This window comes from Ensifer sp. EB106-03-01-XG145 (assembly GCF_058792075.1).
Genome location: NZ_JBYTEC010000018.1, coordinates 71,312 through 87,076 on the forward strand (window position 1 = coordinate 71,312; position 15,765 = coordinate 87,076).

General features: G+C 61.6%; 21 protein-coding genes. 15 read left to right on the forward strand and 6 right to left on the reverse strand.

Annotated elements, in window-relative coordinates; genetic code table 11:
• The first annotated feature begins 106 nt into the window (after window positions 1-106).
• Entirely contained in the window at window positions 107-547 is a 441-nt protein-coding gene (locus AC3WWH_RS28345; RefSeq protein WP_063891510.1) for a DUF805 domain-containing protein, read from the forward strand.
• Window positions 548-577: 30 nt separating this feature from the next.
• Here the strand turns inward: AC3WWH_RS28345 and AC3WWH_RS28350 are convergent, their stop codons facing one another.
• On the reverse strand, window positions 578-1,177 hold the full coding sequence (locus tag AC3WWH_RS28350; protein ID WP_058323468.1) for a YdeI/OmpD-associated family protein: 600 nt from the start codon (window positions 1,175-1,177) through the stop codon (window positions 578-580).
• A 150-nt stretch (window positions 1,178-1,327) separates the two neighbouring features.
• On the reverse strand, window positions 1,328-2,332 hold the full coding sequence (locus AC3WWH_RS28355) for a GlxA family transcriptional regulator (protein WP_057254457.1): 1,005 nt from the start codon (window positions 2,330-2,332) through the stop codon (window positions 1,328-1,330).
• Between the two features lie 78 nt (window positions 2,333-2,410).
• Here AC3WWH_RS28355 and AC3WWH_RS28360 point away from each other — a divergent pair, with 78 nt between their 5' ends.
• Window positions 2,411-3,004, forward strand: a complete 594-nt coding sequence (locus AC3WWH_RS28360; RefSeq protein ID WP_245299210.1) for a hypothetical protein — start codon at window positions 2,411-2,413, stop codon at window positions 3,002-3,004.
• Window positions 3,005-3,199: 195 nt separating this feature from the next.
• Here the strand turns inward: AC3WWH_RS28360 and AC3WWH_RS28365 are convergent, their stop codons facing one another.
• Window positions 3,200-3,403 carry a hypothetical protein gene (locus AC3WWH_RS28365; protein WP_057254070.1) on the reverse strand — a complete coding sequence of 68 codons (204 nt, stop codon included), beginning with the start codon at window positions 3,401-3,403 and terminating at the stop codon, window positions 3,200-3,202.
• Between the two features lie 99 nt (window positions 3,404-3,502).
• On the reverse strand, window positions 3,503-3,781 hold the full coding sequence (locus tag AC3WWH_RS28370; protein WP_057254072.1) for a hypothetical protein: 279 nt from the start codon (window positions 3,779-3,781) through the stop codon (window positions 3,503-3,505).
• Window positions 3,782-3,893: 112 nt separating this feature from the next.
• Here AC3WWH_RS28370 and AC3WWH_RS28375 point away from each other — a divergent pair, with 112 nt between their 5' ends.
• From AC3WWH_RS28375 to AC3WWH_RS28390, 4 genes are all read left to right on the forward strand, one after another.
• On the forward strand, window positions 3,894-4,784 hold the full coding sequence (locus AC3WWH_RS28375; protein ID WP_057254074.1) for a LysR substrate-binding domain-containing protein: 891 nt from the start codon (window positions 3,894-3,896) through the stop codon (window positions 4,782-4,784).
• Window positions 4,785-4,858: 74 nt separating this feature from the next.
• Window positions 4,859-5,506 (forward strand): VIT1/CCC1 transporter family protein, encoded by a 648-nt coding sequence (locus AC3WWH_RS28380; protein WP_058323470.1) that lies wholly within the window; start codon window positions 4,859-4,861, stop codon window positions 5,504-5,506.
• A 164-nt stretch (window positions 5,507-5,670) separates the two neighbouring features.
• A complete protein-coding gene (locus AC3WWH_RS28385; RefSeq protein ID WP_058323471.1) occupies window positions 5,671-6,102 on the forward strand; it encodes a VOC family protein in 432 nt (143 codons plus the stop codon).
• Between the two features lie 719 nt (window positions 6,103-6,821).
• Window positions 6,822-7,058, forward strand: a complete 237-nt coding sequence (locus AC3WWH_RS28390; protein WP_082640988.1) for a hypothetical protein — start codon at window positions 6,822-6,824, stop codon at window positions 7,056-7,058.
• A gap of 212 nt (window positions 7,059-7,270) precedes the next feature.
• Here AC3WWH_RS28390 and AC3WWH_RS28395 read toward each other — a convergent pair whose 3' ends face one another.
• Window positions 7,271-7,927 carry a GntR family transcriptional regulator gene (locus AC3WWH_RS28395; RefSeq protein ID WP_058323473.1) on the reverse strand — a complete coding sequence of 219 codons (657 nt, stop codon included), beginning with the start codon at window positions 7,925-7,927 and terminating at the stop codon, window positions 7,271-7,273.
• Window positions 7,928-8,177: 250 nt separating this feature from the next.
• Here AC3WWH_RS28395 and AC3WWH_RS28400 point away from each other — a divergent pair, with 250 nt between their 5' ends.
• The 8 genes from AC3WWH_RS28400 to AC3WWH_RS28435 all read left to right on the forward strand — a co-directional run bounded on the left by AC3WWH_RS28400 (window position 8,178) and on the right by AC3WWH_RS28435 (window position 14,629).
• Window positions 8,178-9,602, forward strand: coding sequence for a M20 family metallopeptidase (locus AC3WWH_RS28400; protein ID WP_058323474.1), 1,425 nt, complete (start codon window positions 8,178-8,180; stop codon window positions 9,600-9,602).
• A 33-nt stretch (window positions 9,603-9,635) separates the two neighbouring features.
• Entirely contained in the window at window positions 9,636-10,355 is a 720-nt protein-coding gene (locus AC3WWH_RS28405; protein WP_058323475.1) for an ABC transporter permease, read from the forward strand.
• Complete coding sequence (locus AC3WWH_RS28410) at window positions 10,355-11,077, forward strand: ABC transporter permease (protein WP_058323476.1); 723 nt, start codon at window positions 10,355-10,357, stop codon at window positions 11,075-11,077. Before AC3WWH_RS28405 ends, AC3WWH_RS28410 begins: the two co-directional genes overlap by 1 nt.
• A gap of 2 nt (window positions 11,078-11,079) precedes the next feature.
• Window positions 11,080-11,856 carry an ABC transporter ATP-binding protein gene (locus tag AC3WWH_RS28415; RefSeq protein ID WP_058323477.1) on the forward strand — a complete coding sequence of 259 codons (777 nt, stop codon included), beginning with the start codon at window positions 11,080-11,082 and terminating at the stop codon, window positions 11,854-11,856.
• Window positions 11,857-11,926: 70 nt separating this feature from the next.
• Window positions 11,927-12,784, forward strand: coding sequence for a transporter substrate-binding domain-containing protein (locus AC3WWH_RS28420; RefSeq protein WP_058323478.1), 858 nt, complete (start codon window positions 11,927-11,929; stop codon window positions 12,782-12,784).
• Window positions 12,785-12,896: 112 nt separating this feature from the next.
• Window positions 12,897-13,235 carry an ArsR/SmtB family transcription factor gene (locus tag AC3WWH_RS28425; protein ID WP_057254095.1) on the forward strand — a complete coding sequence of 113 codons (339 nt, stop codon included), beginning with the start codon at window positions 12,897-12,899 and terminating at the stop codon, window positions 13,233-13,235.
• A gap of 64 nt (window positions 13,236-13,299) precedes the next feature.
• Complete coding sequence (locus AC3WWH_RS28430) at window positions 13,300-13,767, forward strand: SRPBCC family protein (protein WP_058323479.1); 468 nt, start codon at window positions 13,300-13,302, stop codon at window positions 13,765-13,767.
• A gap of 376 nt (window positions 13,768-14,143) precedes the next feature.
• Window positions 14,144-14,629: a BA14K family protein gene (locus AC3WWH_RS28435; protein ID WP_082616076.1), complete on the forward strand. Its 486-nt coding sequence runs from the start codon at window positions 14,144-14,146 to the stop codon at window positions 14,627-14,629.
• A gap of 217 nt (window positions 14,630-14,846) precedes the next feature.
• Here the strand turns inward: AC3WWH_RS28435 and AC3WWH_RS28440 are convergent, their stop codons facing one another.
• The gene (locus AC3WWH_RS28440) at window positions 14,847-15,158 is read right to left on the reverse strand and encodes a hypothetical protein (RefSeq protein WP_057254099.1); all 312 of its coding nucleotides are present in this window, start codon (window positions 15,156-15,158) and stop codon (window positions 14,847-14,849) included.
• Between the two features lie 148 nt (window positions 15,159-15,306).
• On the opposite strand from AC3WWH_RS28440, the gene AC3WWH_RS28445 reads away from it, so the two are divergent.
• Window positions 15,307-15,762 carry a hypothetical protein gene (locus AC3WWH_RS28445; RefSeq protein ID WP_245299211.1) on the forward strand — a complete coding sequence of 152 codons (456 nt, stop codon included), beginning with the start codon at window positions 15,307-15,309 and terminating at the stop codon, window positions 15,760-15,762.
• The last annotated feature ends 3 nt before the right edge of the window (window positions 15,763-15,765 follow it).

Genomic DNA, 15,765 nt, shown 5'->3' on the forward strand with positions numbered 1-15,765 from the left:
TTTTTTGCGCAACCATGAAGCGCCTTCTGTCGCCATGACATCTACGCGTTTATTAGCGAATCTTCTATATGAGGGGAAGGGCCGGCCAGCGCGGAGGCGCGCCTGGATGCGGAGAAGCCGATGGGGGGTCTACGCGAATTCGCAGACTTTTACGAGTTTTGATGGTCGTATCGGACGCCAGACCTGGTGGTTGGCGCAGATTGTTGTCTGGATTGCGACGGCGGCGGCAATGTTCGCCGGAGCGGCGCTGTTGGCGCTTTCGGGCGTCGATAACTATGCGGCGGGCTTCAGCCTCATGCATTTGCTTGTCTTCATCATCCTCATCGCAAACCTCTATTTCAGTTTCACCGTCAACACCAAGCGCTGGCACGACCACGGTCGTTCCGGATGGTGGAACCTTGCGCTGTTTGTCCCGGTCGTCGGGCCGCTCCTGGGCCTCGTGATGCTGGGCTTCCTTGCGGGAGAAGAGGGCGACAACCGCTTCGGTCCGCCGGCGGTCACGGGCGCCGAAGAGCCGAGCCAGCGGTTCGGGCGCGCCCAACCGTAGCGTGAAGTTGGCAGGTGCGGTGAGGCCAGACTATTTCCGCCCCTGCGGGTAGATCGTCTCGCCGCGCTTCAGCATCTCGACGAAGGTCTCGATCTTCTTTTTCCGCCCCGCCTCGGTCTTCATGTTGTGGGTGCGGAAGGCGAGCGCGAAGCGGTTCTGGGCGCTGAGCTTGGCGAGCATGTCGCGGGCAGCGGGTTCCGCGTCGATCGCGGCCTGCAGGTCGTCGGGGATTTGCATGTCCTTGCCGCTGGCATAGGCACGATCCCAGCGGCCATCAGCCTTGGCTGCTTCCACCTGGCGCAGGCCAAACTCGGTCATACGGCCTTCTTCGATCAGCCGCGCGACATTGTCGACGTTGATCTTGCTCCAGATGCTCTTCTTGCCGCGCGGCGAATAGCGCTGCAGGAAGCTCTTGTCGTCCAGCCCCTTGCGCACGCCATCGATCCAGCCCCAGCAAAGCACCACATCGATCGCTTCCTTGGGCGTGATCGAGGCTAGCCCGGAGTTCACCTTGTGCGTCTTGATCCAGACCTCGTCCTCGCTCTGATGATGGGCGCCGAGCCAGTCGTAGAAGCACTGCAAATCCCTGAATTCGTGGACTTTGGCAGGATTGATTTCGACGGGTGCCATAGGAAGCATTGCCTCTTGTTCTGAAACGCCAGCCATTCAACCCAAAAAGAAGGAGCGTGCAAGCGGCGCGACGACGCAAGCCAAACGTGTCACAGGCAAAACGAAAAAGGGCGGATCGCTCCGCCCTTCGACTGGTCTTTATGTCGGTCTTTACCGCGCCATTTGCAGCGTCAGCTTGCGGTCGGCGCGCTCTTGCTGCGGCGAGCGGTTGTAGAGTTCGCGATAACACTTGGAGAAATGCGAGGCGGAGACGAAGCCGCAGGCCACAGCCACTTCGACGACCGGCATCGACGATTGGATGAGCAGGTGCCGGGCGCGGTCGAGGCGGATCTCCAGGTAGTAGCGGGCCGGCGAGCGGCCCATCTCCTGGCGGAAAAGACGTTCGATCTGGCGGCGCGAGAGATCGGCTCCCTCGGCGATTTCGAGCAGCGACAGCGGCTCGGCGAGATTTGCCTCCATCAGCTCGATGATCGACAGCACCTTGGCGTTCTGCACGCCGAGGCGGGCGCGCAGCGGCAGGCGCTGGCGGTCATGCGGCCCGCGCACGCGGTCGGTCAGCGCCTGCTCGCAGACGCGGTTGACGAGGTTCTCGCCGAAATCCTGGTCGATCAGGTTCAGCATCATGTCGAGCGAGGCGGTGCCGCCGGCGCAGGTGTAGATGTTGCTGTCGATCTCGTAGAGGTCGGCATAGACGTCGACCTGCGGGAAGCTTTCGGAAAAGCCCGGAAGGTTTTCCCAATGGATGGCGCAGCGCTTGCCCGTCAAAAGGCCGGCAGACGCCAGCACATGGGCGCCGGTACAGAGGCTGCCGACGGCGACGCCGCGGTTATAGACCTCGCGCAGCCAGGCGTTGACCGACTTGTTGTTGAAATCCTCGACATAGATGCCGGAACAGACCAGCACCATCGACGGGCGATTCTCGCCGCCGAGAAACTTGCGCTCGTCGGCGAGCGACGAGTTGACCTCGAGCGCAATCCCGCTCGACGACAGGACCTTTTCGCCGTCGCTCGAAGCGAGGCGCCAAGTATAGGCCTCGTAGCCGAGCATGCGGTTGGCGATGCGGAGCGTTTCGATCGCCGCCGAAAAGGGCAGCATGGAAAAGTTCGGCACCAGGAAGAAGACGAGAGAACGCTTTTTGGTCAGTGGCTTGTTCATGAGGCTTCCCATGCTTGGCGATGGCGTATATTCGTCGCTTGGAAGATACTCTTCGGCTTGTCTGTTTGCGACATTGGCATGGAAAGCAGCGACCGCAAAGAGATTTCGCATTGCGACATCGCACGGCAAAAGGCGATTCCGCCGGTCTTTCAGGCTTTTGTAAGGAAAGCGACAGTTTTTCCAGCGCGGCTGACGTTATCTGACAAGAACTGCCAGAGATACGCAACATTCACAATGGACCCGTCAAGGTTGTGTTTGCCGATTGCGACGTTTTCGGCGGCTGCGGCGGGTGTCGGTAAAAGACAAGTGACGCTCGTACTGCCCCACGGCGCAAGGCTGCCGGGTCCCTATGCATTCGCGGCAAGGGTGCAAGGCGGGTTGGATGCGCACTTTGGTTGGCGGTATGCGTGCTCCAAACTACATACAAAGCGCCCAACACATCGGAAAGGCGATTTTTGCATGAGACAGGATCCACCAACAGCTGTGCATCGCGTTGTCTGGCTGATGAAGGTTCTTTGGGCCGTTTCGATCATCACGGCAACGACCGCCATCGGTGCCTACAGCGGGTGGGTAGGCCACGGCATCGTGGGAGCGTTGGCGCTCGGGTTCGTGGGGTTCGTTGCAGGGTGCTTTGTCTGGCGGCCGTCGATGATCATGCAACTGCTGACTTAAGTCTCGCGCGCGTTTTTCGAGGCGCGCCTTTGCTGTGCCGTGCTCCCGTTGCCTGAGATCAGAAAAAGGGCGCGGTAGGTTCCTGCACGGCATGGCGGGGGACTATCCGCGTAAAGAAAAAGGGCACCGCCTTCTCGGCAATGCCCTTCATCGTATCCGGCTGATTCGACCCGCCGAGGCAGGTCAAGCCGTCATTCATTGTTCCGTCTTATGCACCGCATCGTCCACCGACGGGAAGCCGATATCCTTCAGGGTGTCATAGGACAGATTTTCCAGTGCCCGTTCCTGGCGGTGGCGCTTCCACGCTGCCCAGGCACGGACGCGCAGGTTGAAGAGACCCGGAAGGGACGAGTGGGAGGATGCCCGTTCCGAGGCCGATGAAAACTGAATGTTGGACATTTCATGGCTCCTTCTGAGTGTCTCAGCAGGTCGCGACCATAATCGTATATATGGCGCAACCCGATCTATCATTCCAACGAATATGTTTGATGCTTTCCATCAAACTTGGTGATTGATTAGCGGGTCCGCAAACATCACGTCGTCGCGGACTCTCTTCGGCAGTTTTGCCAGTTCGCGCCGGGCTTCCACCCGATTTCGTGCGATCTGCTTTTCGCGTCTCTGCCGGACAACGCCGTCGAGTACGGCGATCACTTGGGTAAGGGTGTTGAGGACCATGTCGTTGCTCCTTCGATCCTGAATCTGTACCACTACCTGCGACGCGGGGCTGTTACACAGGGAACTCTTCGAAGCGGCGATAACAAGCGCGGCGGCGGACATGGGCTTCTCCTTCCTTCGTCGTCCTTGAGCTTGACTATCGGTCATTGCTGATATTCAATCAAACGAAATGAAGTGAACTTATCTTTCAGTTTTTCTGATCGAGGATGCCGCCATGAACATGATGATGCGCCACGCGCTCCCGCTTCTTGAAATGGACGTGCTGAAGACCTTTGTCGCCATCGCCGAGACCGGCAATTTCACCACCGCTGCCGAAACCGTCTATCGCACCCCGTCTGCCGTCTCGATGCAGATCAAGAAGCTCGAGGAAATGCTCGGCAGCACGCTCTTCCTGCGTGACGCGCGCTCGGTGACGCTGACGCCGAAAGGGGAAATGCTGCTCGGCTTTGCCCGCCGGCTGCTGTCGCTCAACAATGAAACGGTGTCGCGCTTCCTGCTGCCGGACATGAATGGCGTCGTGCGTGTCGGTGCGCCCGAGGATGTCGGCGAACGCATCCTGCCCGAAGTGCTGAAGCGTTTTGCGGAGTCCTATCCCAACGTGACGATCGACGTGTCGATCGGCATGAGCAATGCCATGCGCAAGAAGGTCGACGAGCACCGGCTCGACATTGCCATCTTCAACAGCCTCACCGAGGGAACGCCGAGAAACGGCGAAATCCTGATGCAGGAGAAGCTCGTCTGGGCCGGCGCCAAGTGCGGCAACGCGCATCTGAAGGATCCGCTGCCGGTATCGATGTGGGAGGATGGCTGTGTCTGGCGGGCCGATGCGGTGGAGAAGCTGTCGCGCGCGGGCCGCAAGTTCCGCATCGCTTTCTTGAGCGCCTATACGACCGGCCAGCGCGCCGCCGTTCTCGCCGGCCTCGCGATCGCGCCGCTGCCGCGCTACCTCGTCCAGGGCGAAATGGTGCAACTCGGCGAGCGCGACGGCCTGCCGGATCTCGGCCACTACAATATCGGCCTGCAGGTGATCACTGACGCGCCGGCGCCGGTGCTGGCGGTTGCCGATCACGTGCGTGACGCCTTCGCCGACCTGCAGATGCAATAGGGAGGCTGCATGCGGTTCGCCGCCTTCCGCCCCCTGTCTTCCACCCTTCGGTTCTTCTCGCGGGACGAACTACCTTGAGCGACCAAACGCGTCCCGTTCTCGATCCGATCGATCGCCTCTCGGAGATCATCTTCGGGCTGCTGATGGCGCTTTCCTTCACGGGAACGATGAGCACGGTTACGGGCGGCGAGGGTGGGGTCAATGCCGTGCTCGTCGCCGCCCTCGGCTGCAACATCGCCTGGGGTATCGTCGATGGCGTCATGTATGTGCTGACGACGGCTGTCGAGCGGGTGCGCCGCCGCGGCTTCCTTGACGCCCTCCGGCGCGAGCCGCTTGCCCGCGCCCGCGAAATGTTTCTCGAAAGCCTCCCGGATGACGTGCGCCGCGTGTCCTCGCCAAAGGAGACCGAGGCGCTGCTTCTCAGGGTGAGGGCGCTTGCCGCCGATCCCAGGCACAGGGCGGTAACGGGGCATGACCTGAAGGCGGCCTTCGCCATCTTCCTGCTCGTCGTCACCTCGACGCTGCCGCCCAGCATTCCCTTCCTGTTGATTGGCAATGTCGCGCTGGCGATGCGCGTTTCGAACGGTATTGCGCTCGCCATGCTCTTCATTGTCGGTGCGCGGCTTGGGCAATATATGGGACGCAGCCCCTGGCCGATGGCCTTTGCGATGACGGCGATCGGCGCGGTACTGGTGGCGGTGACGATCCTGTTTGGCGGTTAGCTTTCGCCGCGCTCCGGTCACTCGCAACCGGCGTTCCAATTCATGGAGTCCTATACTCCGTGGGTGTGCGTGCCCAGCGTGCCCAAGGACCACAGTCGGCCGACCGCAGCCCCTTCTGCTTTCCCGACCAATCTGTACGATTGCCTCCTCACCAGGATAGCCGCATGAAGCTCGCACACATCAACTTGGTCGCCCGCGACGCGGATGCGCTCGCCGCGTTTTACATGAACGTCTTGAAATGCGAGCCCCTTCGCGAACCCAGGATGTTGTCCGGAGAAAAAGTGTCGAGAGGCAATGGGATTGAGAACTCCGAGATCTACTCGATCTGGCTCAAATTCCCCGCACTCGACCGCCCTTTCCTGGAAATTCATGAGCACAAGGTCATGCATGATCGGGGCCAGCCAAGGGTGAACGAGCCTGGCCTTGGGCACCTGTCATTCCAGATGGGCGATATTCGCGCCGTACTGTCAGAGATCATTCAGGCAGGTGGAAGCCAGATTGGCGACATCACGGACTTTGGGATGAAGGATAAGCCGTATCTCATCGTCTATGCACGCGATCCCGAGGGGAACATTCTTGAGCTTGAGCAGGCCTGAAATGGCCGAGCAGATGACCGCTTGTGGCGCGAAGCGGACGTTGGTCACCCGCTGGGCAATGGTTGGCGCATAGCCGGGCTCTGGCATGAACTTGTCTACAGGCAAATTCCGCCATATTCGGCTTTCAGATTAGACACTGAACCACCGTCAGCCTCCCAGAAAACCCGCCAACTCAGCCTGCAAGGTAACCCCGCCTTTTCAAACACGGCTCGTCGACCTGCAGAATCGACCGTGAAGCCTTCCTTTTCCAGGTGCGTCACAAGCTCTGCTTCAGTGGTTGCCCCCGAGAACATGACTGCAACTCTTCTTTGAAACGCCCTCTCACCGTCGGAAAATCTGCTAGGTAGACCCCTTGCGATCTCTGGTAGCAATGGAAGAGGTGGAAACAAAATCAGGTATCCACCTCCAACTACGACGATCGACGATATGAAACCAATCAGAAAGATTATTCGAAGCATCGGCAATCGCTCGCAACCGCGCGCTCCCCCTTGCGAGCAATCACGATAACACTCAGCGTAGTTTTTCAACAGTATCGGCGCGAAGCGGCCGTGGCGTCTCGACCGAAAGGGGCCGGTTCCTGGTCTGCTTCCGGTGCCGCATTTTCGAAAGCGGATGCGATGCTCCAATCCATCGTCACCCATTGACGTGGGCATTTTTCTTCACAATAGGGTCAAGCCGACGAATGTGGCAAACGCCAGCCACACAGCAACAGGAGTGTAATCGTGAGCGAACCGACCGTAGCAGATGCAACAAACCGCATTTATGAATCGCTCCAGGCGGACAATGCCGACATCGATGTGCATATTGCGGCCCTCAAGGCAGCGTTGGCGCGGGCGGGGTTGAAGGAAGCCGTATTCGACCCGGCCAGGCTCGTGCAGAACAACCGTTCCGGCAGGAAGCTGATGCAGGCATACTTTCGCCAGCGCGGCGTGACGGTGAAATTCGCGGCTGAGTGAAGCCTACGCATGACATCAAACGGGGCCAATGCCGATGGTCCCGGGACCTGCCTGCTTGAGCAGGACCGCTATGGAAGCCGCGCAATCACGCGGCTTCAAAATCCGGCAGCCTGAAGCTCGAGTTGTTTAAGGCCTCCCCCTTGGCGCACAGTTGCCGTCGGCGGGGCGGCGAACCGGTCGCCTGACCGGCGAAGCGCCGAAAGGCCAGACGCTCAGGTCCTGATCGGCGCCTGGCGGATGTGGATCTCGATCAGACGTTTCAGTTCAGCCAGATCCCGGGCTTCCAGCGCATCGACCATCAGGTGGTGCTCGCGCGCCGATTGCTCGATGCGGGCCCGCGTGCGCCATTGCGAAACCGGGGCCGATACCGTTCGCTGGCGGATTTCGGCGACGACGTCGACGAGCTCGGAATTGCCGGCAAGAAGCAGAAGCGCGCGGTGAAAGGCGAGGTTGGCGTCGTAGTGCTCCATGATGGAGCCTCGGAACGACATTTCGTCGAACCGACGGGCGAGCCCGCGCAGTTCGGCAATGGCCGCTAGCGTGACGTTGGCGATCATCCGGTCGGCGACGCCGGTCTCCAGGATCACGCGGATATCGCTGATCTCCCGCGTGCGCTGGTCGTCAAGTTCGTAGACCTGGTAGCCGCGGTTGGGATTGTGCTGCACCAGCCGGCGCTGCGACAGCCGGTCGAGTGCCCGGCGCACCTCCGGCCGGGTGCAATCGTAGCGGCGCTCCAGGTCGATCTGCTTCAGCCAGGTGCCCGCCGGCAATGTCCCGGTCAGGATGTCGTGCAGCAACAGGTCGGTGACGTCCTTCTTCTCCTCGGGCTTTTCCTCGGCCGCCAGCATTTCCGTCAGATCGTCGCTCATTCCTGCCTTACACTCTCTTGCCGCGCGGCACCTGCCGCGTGCCGCACATCGCCGCGGCGAAATTGGCTCCATTTTTGGAGAAACTATGATGCTGCCCTGGACAATTCAATGCGCCAGAACGGCTTTCCTTGTCCGCCTTTCGCTGTTGTGCACATCGGTGGAAATATTTCATGACCCTCTTGTGTATCCAAAAATGTTATCATAAATTGGCGCCAATTCTGGTTACTATTGTTGCGGAAGTTAATAAACGATGAAAAATGCCGATGCCGTCTGGGACCTCCTTGAAGCCAAGCGCGAGCGGTTTTTCGTGCTCAGCGACCGGGTCTGGGATACGCCGGAAACCAACTACGAGGAGTTTCGCTCGTCGGCCGAGCATGCGCGCCTCCTGGAGGCCGAGGGTTTCCGCGTGTCGCGTGGCATTGCCGGCATGCCGACGGCGGTCATGGGCGAGGCGGGCGAGGGCGGACCGGTCATCGCCATTCTCGGCGAGTTCGATGCGTTGCCGGGCCTGAGCCAGGAGGCAGGTGTTGCCGAGGAACGGCCGCTCAGCGAAGGCGGCAATGGCCACGGCTGCGGCCACAACTTGCTCGGCGCCGGTTCGCTGATGGCGGCCACCGCCGTCAAGGATTACCTCGCCGCCAACGGCATCAAGGGGCGGGTCCGCTATTACGGCTGCCCGGCGGAAGAGGGCGGCTCGTCCAAGGGCTTCATGGTGCGTGCCGGCGTGTTCGACGATGTCGACATCGCCATTTCCTGGCATCCGGCACCCTTTGCCGGTGTCAACAACCCGATCTCGCTTGCCTGCAACGAGCTCGACTTCCGCTTCAGCGGTCGGGCGTCGCATGCGTCGGCAGCACCGCATCTCGGCCGCAGTGCGCTCGATGCGCTTGAACTGATGAATGTCGGGGTCAACTATCTGCGTGAGCACATGCCGTCGTCGGCGCGGATCCACTATGCGGTGACGGATACGGGCGGCAATGCGCCCAACGTGGTCCAGGCCCGCGCGAAGGCGCGCTATCTCGTTCGCGCCCGCAGCCTGCCGGAGCTACTTGACCTCGTCGAACGCGTCCGCAGCGTGGCGAAGGGTGCGGCGCTGATGACGGGAACGACGGTCACGGACGAGATCGTCAGCGGTGACGCCAACCTGATCGGCAACACGCCGCTCGAGGCGCTGATGCATCGCCAGCTCGAGCATCTGGGGCCGCCTGAGTTCGATGAGGACGACCGCAGGATGGCGGCAAAATTCCAGGAGACCTTTACCGGCGAGGATATCGCCTCTGCCTTCGAGCGGTTCGGCCTGAGGCTACGCCGCGGCATTTCCCTCTGCGACACGATCTTCCCGCCGGAAAACGGCGCCGGAACCCTCGTCGGCTCCACCGATGTCGGAACGGTCAGCTGGGTGGTGCCGACGGTGCAGATGCGCGGCGCAACTTACGCGATCGGCACGCCCGGCCACTCCTGGCAGCTGGTCGCGCAAGGCAAGCTTCCGGCCGCCCACAAGGGCATGGAGCATGCGGCAAAGGTGATGGCGAGCACGGCGATCGAGCTGATCCTCGATCCGGCGCTCATCGCCGCCGCCAAGGCCGACCACGCGGCACGGCTGGAGGGCACGCCCTTCGTCAATCCCATCCCTGATGATGTCGACCCGCCGATCCCCGGAGTGAGCCATGGTTAAGTCATCGGTCGACAAGCGAAGGGAGGCGCTGCGATGACTGGGCCCGGTTTCCTTGACATCATTAGCTTCGGGCCTGACGGCTGGGGGCCGGCGCTGGCGGCCGGCGCGTGGATGACGATCCTGATCGCGATCGCAGGTTTTGCGATCGGCGGCGTCATCGGCACCTTCGGTGCCTGGGCGAAAATTTCAGGTGGTCCGCTGCTTCGCTCACTTGCCGAAGCCTACACAACCATCCTGCGCGGCATTCCCGACCTGCTGGTCATCTATCTCTTCTATTTCGGCGGCAGTGCCGTGGTGACGGCCGTCGGTCAATTGTTCGGAGCGGAGGGTTTCGTCAGTTTCCCGGGCTTCATCGCTGGCGCGCTTGCGGTCGGCATCACCTCGGGCGCGCAGCAGACCGAGGTCTATCGCGGCGCCTTTCGCGCCGTGCATCCGGGCGAACTGGAGGCGGCAACCGCCTGCGGCATGGGGCGGCTCCTCAAGTTCCGCCGCATCACCGCGCCGCTGACGCTGCGTTATGCGCTGCCCGGGCTTGGCAATGTCTGGCAGGTGGTGCTGAAGGAATCGGCGCTGGTCTCGGTCACGGGCGTCGTCGAACTGCTGCGCCAGGCGCAGATCGGCGCCGGATCGACCAGCCGCCCGTTCGATTTCTTCTTTATCGCGGCGATGATCTATCTCGCCATTTCCACGGTCTCGGGCCTCGTTCTTCAGGTCACCGAACGCCGGTTCTCGCGCGGCGTCAGGAGGGGCTGATGGATATCAAATTTGCCCTCGAAACCTTCTGGAGCTTGGCGGCGGCGCTGCCACTGACGCTGGAGCTTGCCGTCACGTCGATCGTGCTCGGCTCGGTATTGGCCCTGGGGCTGGCGCTTGCGCGTCTGTCCGGCATTCTCGCGCTCGATCTCTTTGCCCGCGTCTATGTGTTCCTGTTTCGCGGAACGCCGCTGCTCGTGCAGATCTTCCTGATCTATTACGGTCTCAGCCAGTTTCCGGCCGTGCGCCACAGCATTTTCTGGCCGATCCTCCGTGAACCCTACTGGTGCGCGGTGCTGGCGCTGATGCTGAACACGGCCGCCTATGCCAGCGAGATCATCCGCGGCGGGCTGCTTTCGGTCCCGCACGGCCAGGTCGAGGCGGCGCGGGCCTGTGGCATGGGGCGCTTCATGATCTTCCGCCGCATCGTCATGCCGCAAGCGCTTCGCCAGGCGCTGCCCGGCTACGGCAACGAGATGATCTCCATGGTCAAGGCGACCTCGCTCGCCTCGATCATCACGCTGATGGAAATCACTGGCGTCGCCGCCAAGCTCATTTCGGAGAGCTACCGGGTGATCGAGGTCTTCGTCGTCGCGGGGGTCATCTATCTCGCCATCAATTTCGCGCTGACCCGGCTCGTCGCTTTCGCCGAGCACCGGCTGAACCCACAACTGCGCGCGCCGTTGGCGATCTCTGCCGAACTCAAGGGAGAAGCCCATTGAACATGTCCGCCGCCGTCACCGCACCGGTCGCCATCCGCGTGCACGATCTTCACAAGAGCTTCGGCCCGGTCGAGGTCCTGAAAGGCGTGTCGCTCGATGCACGCGAGGGCGAAGTGATTTCCATTCTCGGATCGTCCGGCTCCGGCAAGTCGACGCTGCTTCGTTGCATCAACATGCTGGAGGTGCCGAATTCGGGCACGATCGAGGTCGCCGGCGAGGCGATCCGGCTGAAGACGCTGAGCGACGGGCGCAGCCGTCCGGCCGATCAGAAGCAGGTGGACCGCATCCGCTCCGAACTCGGCATGGTGTTTCAGAGCTTCAATCTCTGGTCCCACAAGACCGTGCTCGAAAACGTCATCGAGGCGCCGGTGCACGTGTTGAAGCGCCCGCGAGCGGAAGCGATCGAGGAAGCCGAAGCGCTGCTTGCCAAGGTCGGCATCGCCGACAAGCGCAACCACTATCCCTCGCATCTCTCCGGCGGCCAGCAGCAGCGCGCCGCGATCGCCCGCGCACTCGCCATGCGCCCGAAGGCGATGCTGTTCGACGAACCCACCTCGGCGCTCGACCCGGAACTGGTGGGCGAGGTGCTGCGCGTCATGCGGGGGCTCGCCGAGGAAGGGCGGACCATGCTGGTGGTGACCCACGAGATGGGCTTTGCCCGCGACGTCTCGAGCCGCGTCGTGTTCGTGCACAAGGGAACGATCGAGGAGGAGGGACCGCCGCACGAGGTCTTCACCCGTTCGAAGTCCGAACGCTTCCGCCAGTTCATCAAGAATTGAAGTCTGCCGTTACCGGCGGACCGAGAGAACAACCAAACCAATCAACATCCACAAAAAGGGGAATGCTGTAATGAAAAAGATGACCGCAATCATGGCTTCGGCGCTTGCCGTTGCCGCGGGGCTGATGTCCATGCCGGCTCAGGCCGAAGACAAGAAGTGGACCAAGATCACGATCGCCACCGAAGGCGCCTTTCCGCCCTATAACCTGACCAAGGCGGACGGCACGCTCGACGGCTACGAGATCGAGCTCAGCAAATATCTCTGCGACCACATGAAGGTCGAATGCACCGTCATCGCCCAATCCTTCGACGGCCTGATCCCGGCGCTCAACGCCGGCAAGTTCGACGCGATCATGGCCGGCATGTCGGCGACCGAAAAGCGCAAGGAAGTCATCGACTTCTCGATGTCCTACGGCAGCACCGGCCAGGCCTTTGCCACGCTGAAGGGCGGCGAGCTGGAAACGCTGCCGATGAAGGGCGAACTGTTCTCGCTCGCCTCCAACGAGGCCGGCGCGCGCAAGGCGGTCGATGAATTGAAGCCGCTGGTCGAAGGCAAGACCGTCGGCGTCCAGACCGCCTCGATCGCCGCGCGCTTCATCGACGAATACCTGAAGGACGTCGTCGAGGTGCGCGAATACAAGACGACCGAGCAGCACGACCTCGATCTCGTCGCCGGCCGCGTCGACCTCGTCATGGCATCGATGGGCTATCTGAAGACCGCGGTCGAAAAGCCCGCCAACAGCGACATGGTCATCGTCGGCCCCCGTTTCCAGGGCGGCTTCCTCGGCGCCGGCAGCTCCGTCGGTCTGCGCAAGAGCGATACCGAGCTGAAGGCGCTGTTTGACGACGCCATCGCCGCAGCCAAGGCCGACGGCACCATCAAGCGCCTGTCGGAAAAGTGGTTCGGCTTCGACCTGACGCCGCAATAAGGCGGTCCGCCACCGCTCTCAACCCAAGCGCCGCGTGTTCCGTCGGACGCGCGGCGCTTTTGCGTGGCGGCGCTAGCGGTTGACTCTCATAAGTAGTGCCTTATGATAAGTCATGGCTTATGAAGGAAAAGTGCTCACTGCGCTCGCAGACCCGACGCGCCGGGCGATCTTCGAGAAGCTTGCCAAGGGACGTTCCTCGGTTGCTGATGTCGCCCGGTCCTTGCCGGTCTCGCAGCCGGCGATCTCGCAGCATCTGAAGGTGCTGAAGGAGGCGGGGCTGGTCACCGACGAGCCTCAGGGCCAGAGGCGCATCTATTCGATCGATCCGGCGGGCCTCGGGCCGCTCAGGCAATGGTTGGACCGCTTCTGGGAGGATCAGCTGGCCGCCTTCAAGGCGCTGGCCGACAGCGACGAGGCTTCGGGAACTGAGCCGAGGGAACCGGAGCGATAGGGGGCGGAAGCCCTACGGTCGACACGCCTCCGCCGCGACCACGTCAGCAATGGGAGGAAAGGATATGCATATGATCGAGCCGGCGCCGGTGCGCAAATCCGTAACCGTCAGCGCTCCTCCGGAGCGCGCCTTCGAGATCTTCGTCGCGCGCATGGGCGACTGGTGGCTGACGACCCACAGCCTGACGGCGAGCGGCCAGAGGGCTGTTATCGTCGAGCCCGCCGCCGGCGGCCGTTGGTATGAGGTGGGCACCTCGGGCGAGGAAGAGGACTGGGGCCGGGTGCTCGCTTACGAGCCGCCGAAGCGGATCCTCTTCGCCTGGCAGCTCAATGCCGAATGGACCTTCGATGCCGATTTCGAGACCGAGGTGGAGGTGACCTTCGAACCGACGCCGGAAGGCGGCACCACCGTGCGGCTCGAACATCGCGACCTCGCCAACTACGGCGCGAAGGCGGAGGTAGCCCGTGCCTCGCTTGATTCCGACGGTGGCTGGGCAGGGCTGCTCGCAGCGTTTGCGGCGAAGGTGGGGTGAAGCGTCGAGCCCGGTTGGTTTGGCGTCGCATCGAAGGCGGCGCGCTTCCAACCTTGTTTCGAACACAATCGCCCCGTATACACCCGGCCATCGGCATTGCTTATGAGCGCTGAAAATTCTCGCCGCTCGCAATCGCCGCGTCGCATTAGACTTTTGACCACGGATGTACTGGCACTGGTGTAAGAGCGATGATGAGGAAGGTCGGTGCGGTTTCGCCCCGGCCTTTTTTGTTGGCCCCACTACGGAATGATGATCTTCATCTGGTCATGGGCTCCCGCTGCTTTGAGGTTCGACGCTGCGCCAAGCTGCGCACGTTCATCTGAGGTTCATGACGGGTGCCGGAAAATGACCCGACGAACAACAGTTGGACGATGCCATGAAAAGAATAGGTGCAGTACTCGTAGCCGCGGCTACGGCACTGTCGGCGGTCTCGGCGCAGGCCGTGCCCATGTCTCCCGTTTCGGTGGGGCAGTCAGTTTCCCAGCCTGTCGAGTTGATCCACCACAAGCCAGGTCATTACGGCGGACCGCCGCACAAACGCGGGTATAACGGCTACCGTTACGGCGGCAACCGTTACAATGCGGCTCCACGATACGGCTATTACAATGGCTACGAGGGCTACCGCTACCGTCGCGACGGTTACCGTCGGCACAGTGACGGATGGTGGTATCCTCTGGCGGCATTCGGGGCAGGAGTGGTTATCGGTGGCGCGATCGCGCAGCCACCTCGCAGGGTCTATTCCAACGCGCCGTCTGCGCATGTCGAATGGTGCTATGACCGCTACCGCTCGTACAACGCCTACGACAACACTTTCCAGCCCTATTACGGGCCGCGCCAGGAATGCGTGTCGCCGTATTACTGATCAGCACGCCTGCTTGACGGTGGCCATGGGTTCGAAGCCTTGATGGCCATCGATGCCCCGTGGCCGCCTTCGTCCGCCGCCAGTTTGCCCTTTGGCAATGACGGCGGCCGAAAGCTTCGGGACGGCCGTCGTCTCCACCTTCCGACCAGTCTGGTGGGTTGCCCGATTTCGCGCGAGGAGCGGCAGGGTTGGCGGCCGAGAGCGTTGCGGCGAACCTTTATTTTGTTGGTGTCGGCCGCACCAGCGTGACGACGCGTGGCTTTGATGGCGCATCCAGCCATTCGATCCACTTGTCCCGTTCCTCGATCGTGTCGAAGAACCGCCAGAGCTTGTAATCTTCTTCGGTCGTCTGCAGCATCTCGCCGAGCGAGACGAGCTCCATCGGCAGCTCCACCTCGTTGCCGTCGTAGCGAATGAAATAGATGCCTTCGGCGGCGAGACGGACCACCTGGCCGGTGCCATAGGTGCCATCGGGATCGTCGACGGTGAAGTACATGCCGGTCAGGGTATCGAGAATCTTGTCGTTCATGGGTTTTGGATGCCAGTTCAAAGAATACGATTCATCAGACCGTCGCCCGCCGCCGGAATTAAGGCAAGCCGAAATATCGAGTGTCCACGTCTGGTGAAGAGGTCAGGCAGCGTTCCAGACGGTGCGAGACGGCAGAAGAGTTGACAAAGTGGCGGCTGACCGGAACCATCTCGTCGTCAACAGAAACAGTGCCCACAATCAAATCATGCAGATATCGATACCGCAGGAGGCTTTTCCCGCGTTGGGAACTGTCGCAAATCCCGCTGTGCTCTACGATGGGCTCAGCGCTTTTGTCTGTTATGAAGCTGCTCCGAGCGCTGGCGGCGGTAATGTCGTTCTCAAGTTCGGCGACGTTATCGATTTCCGGATTACGCCGATGAATGTCGATGGCCTGCCGGAGTGCAGGTACCCAATCCGTCCATGGGCGTTCAATGAAGTCGTGGACGGTGACGAAGCGGCCAAATGGAAAGTCCTCAATCCGCGTTTCTGGCTCATATCCTTTAACGACGTAACGATCGAGGTTCTGTTCGAGACGGTCTCGCTCGAGCTTCATGACGAGCGAGGCGGGCCGCTGCCCAGGACGCTGATGAGCGCCTTGAGATGACGG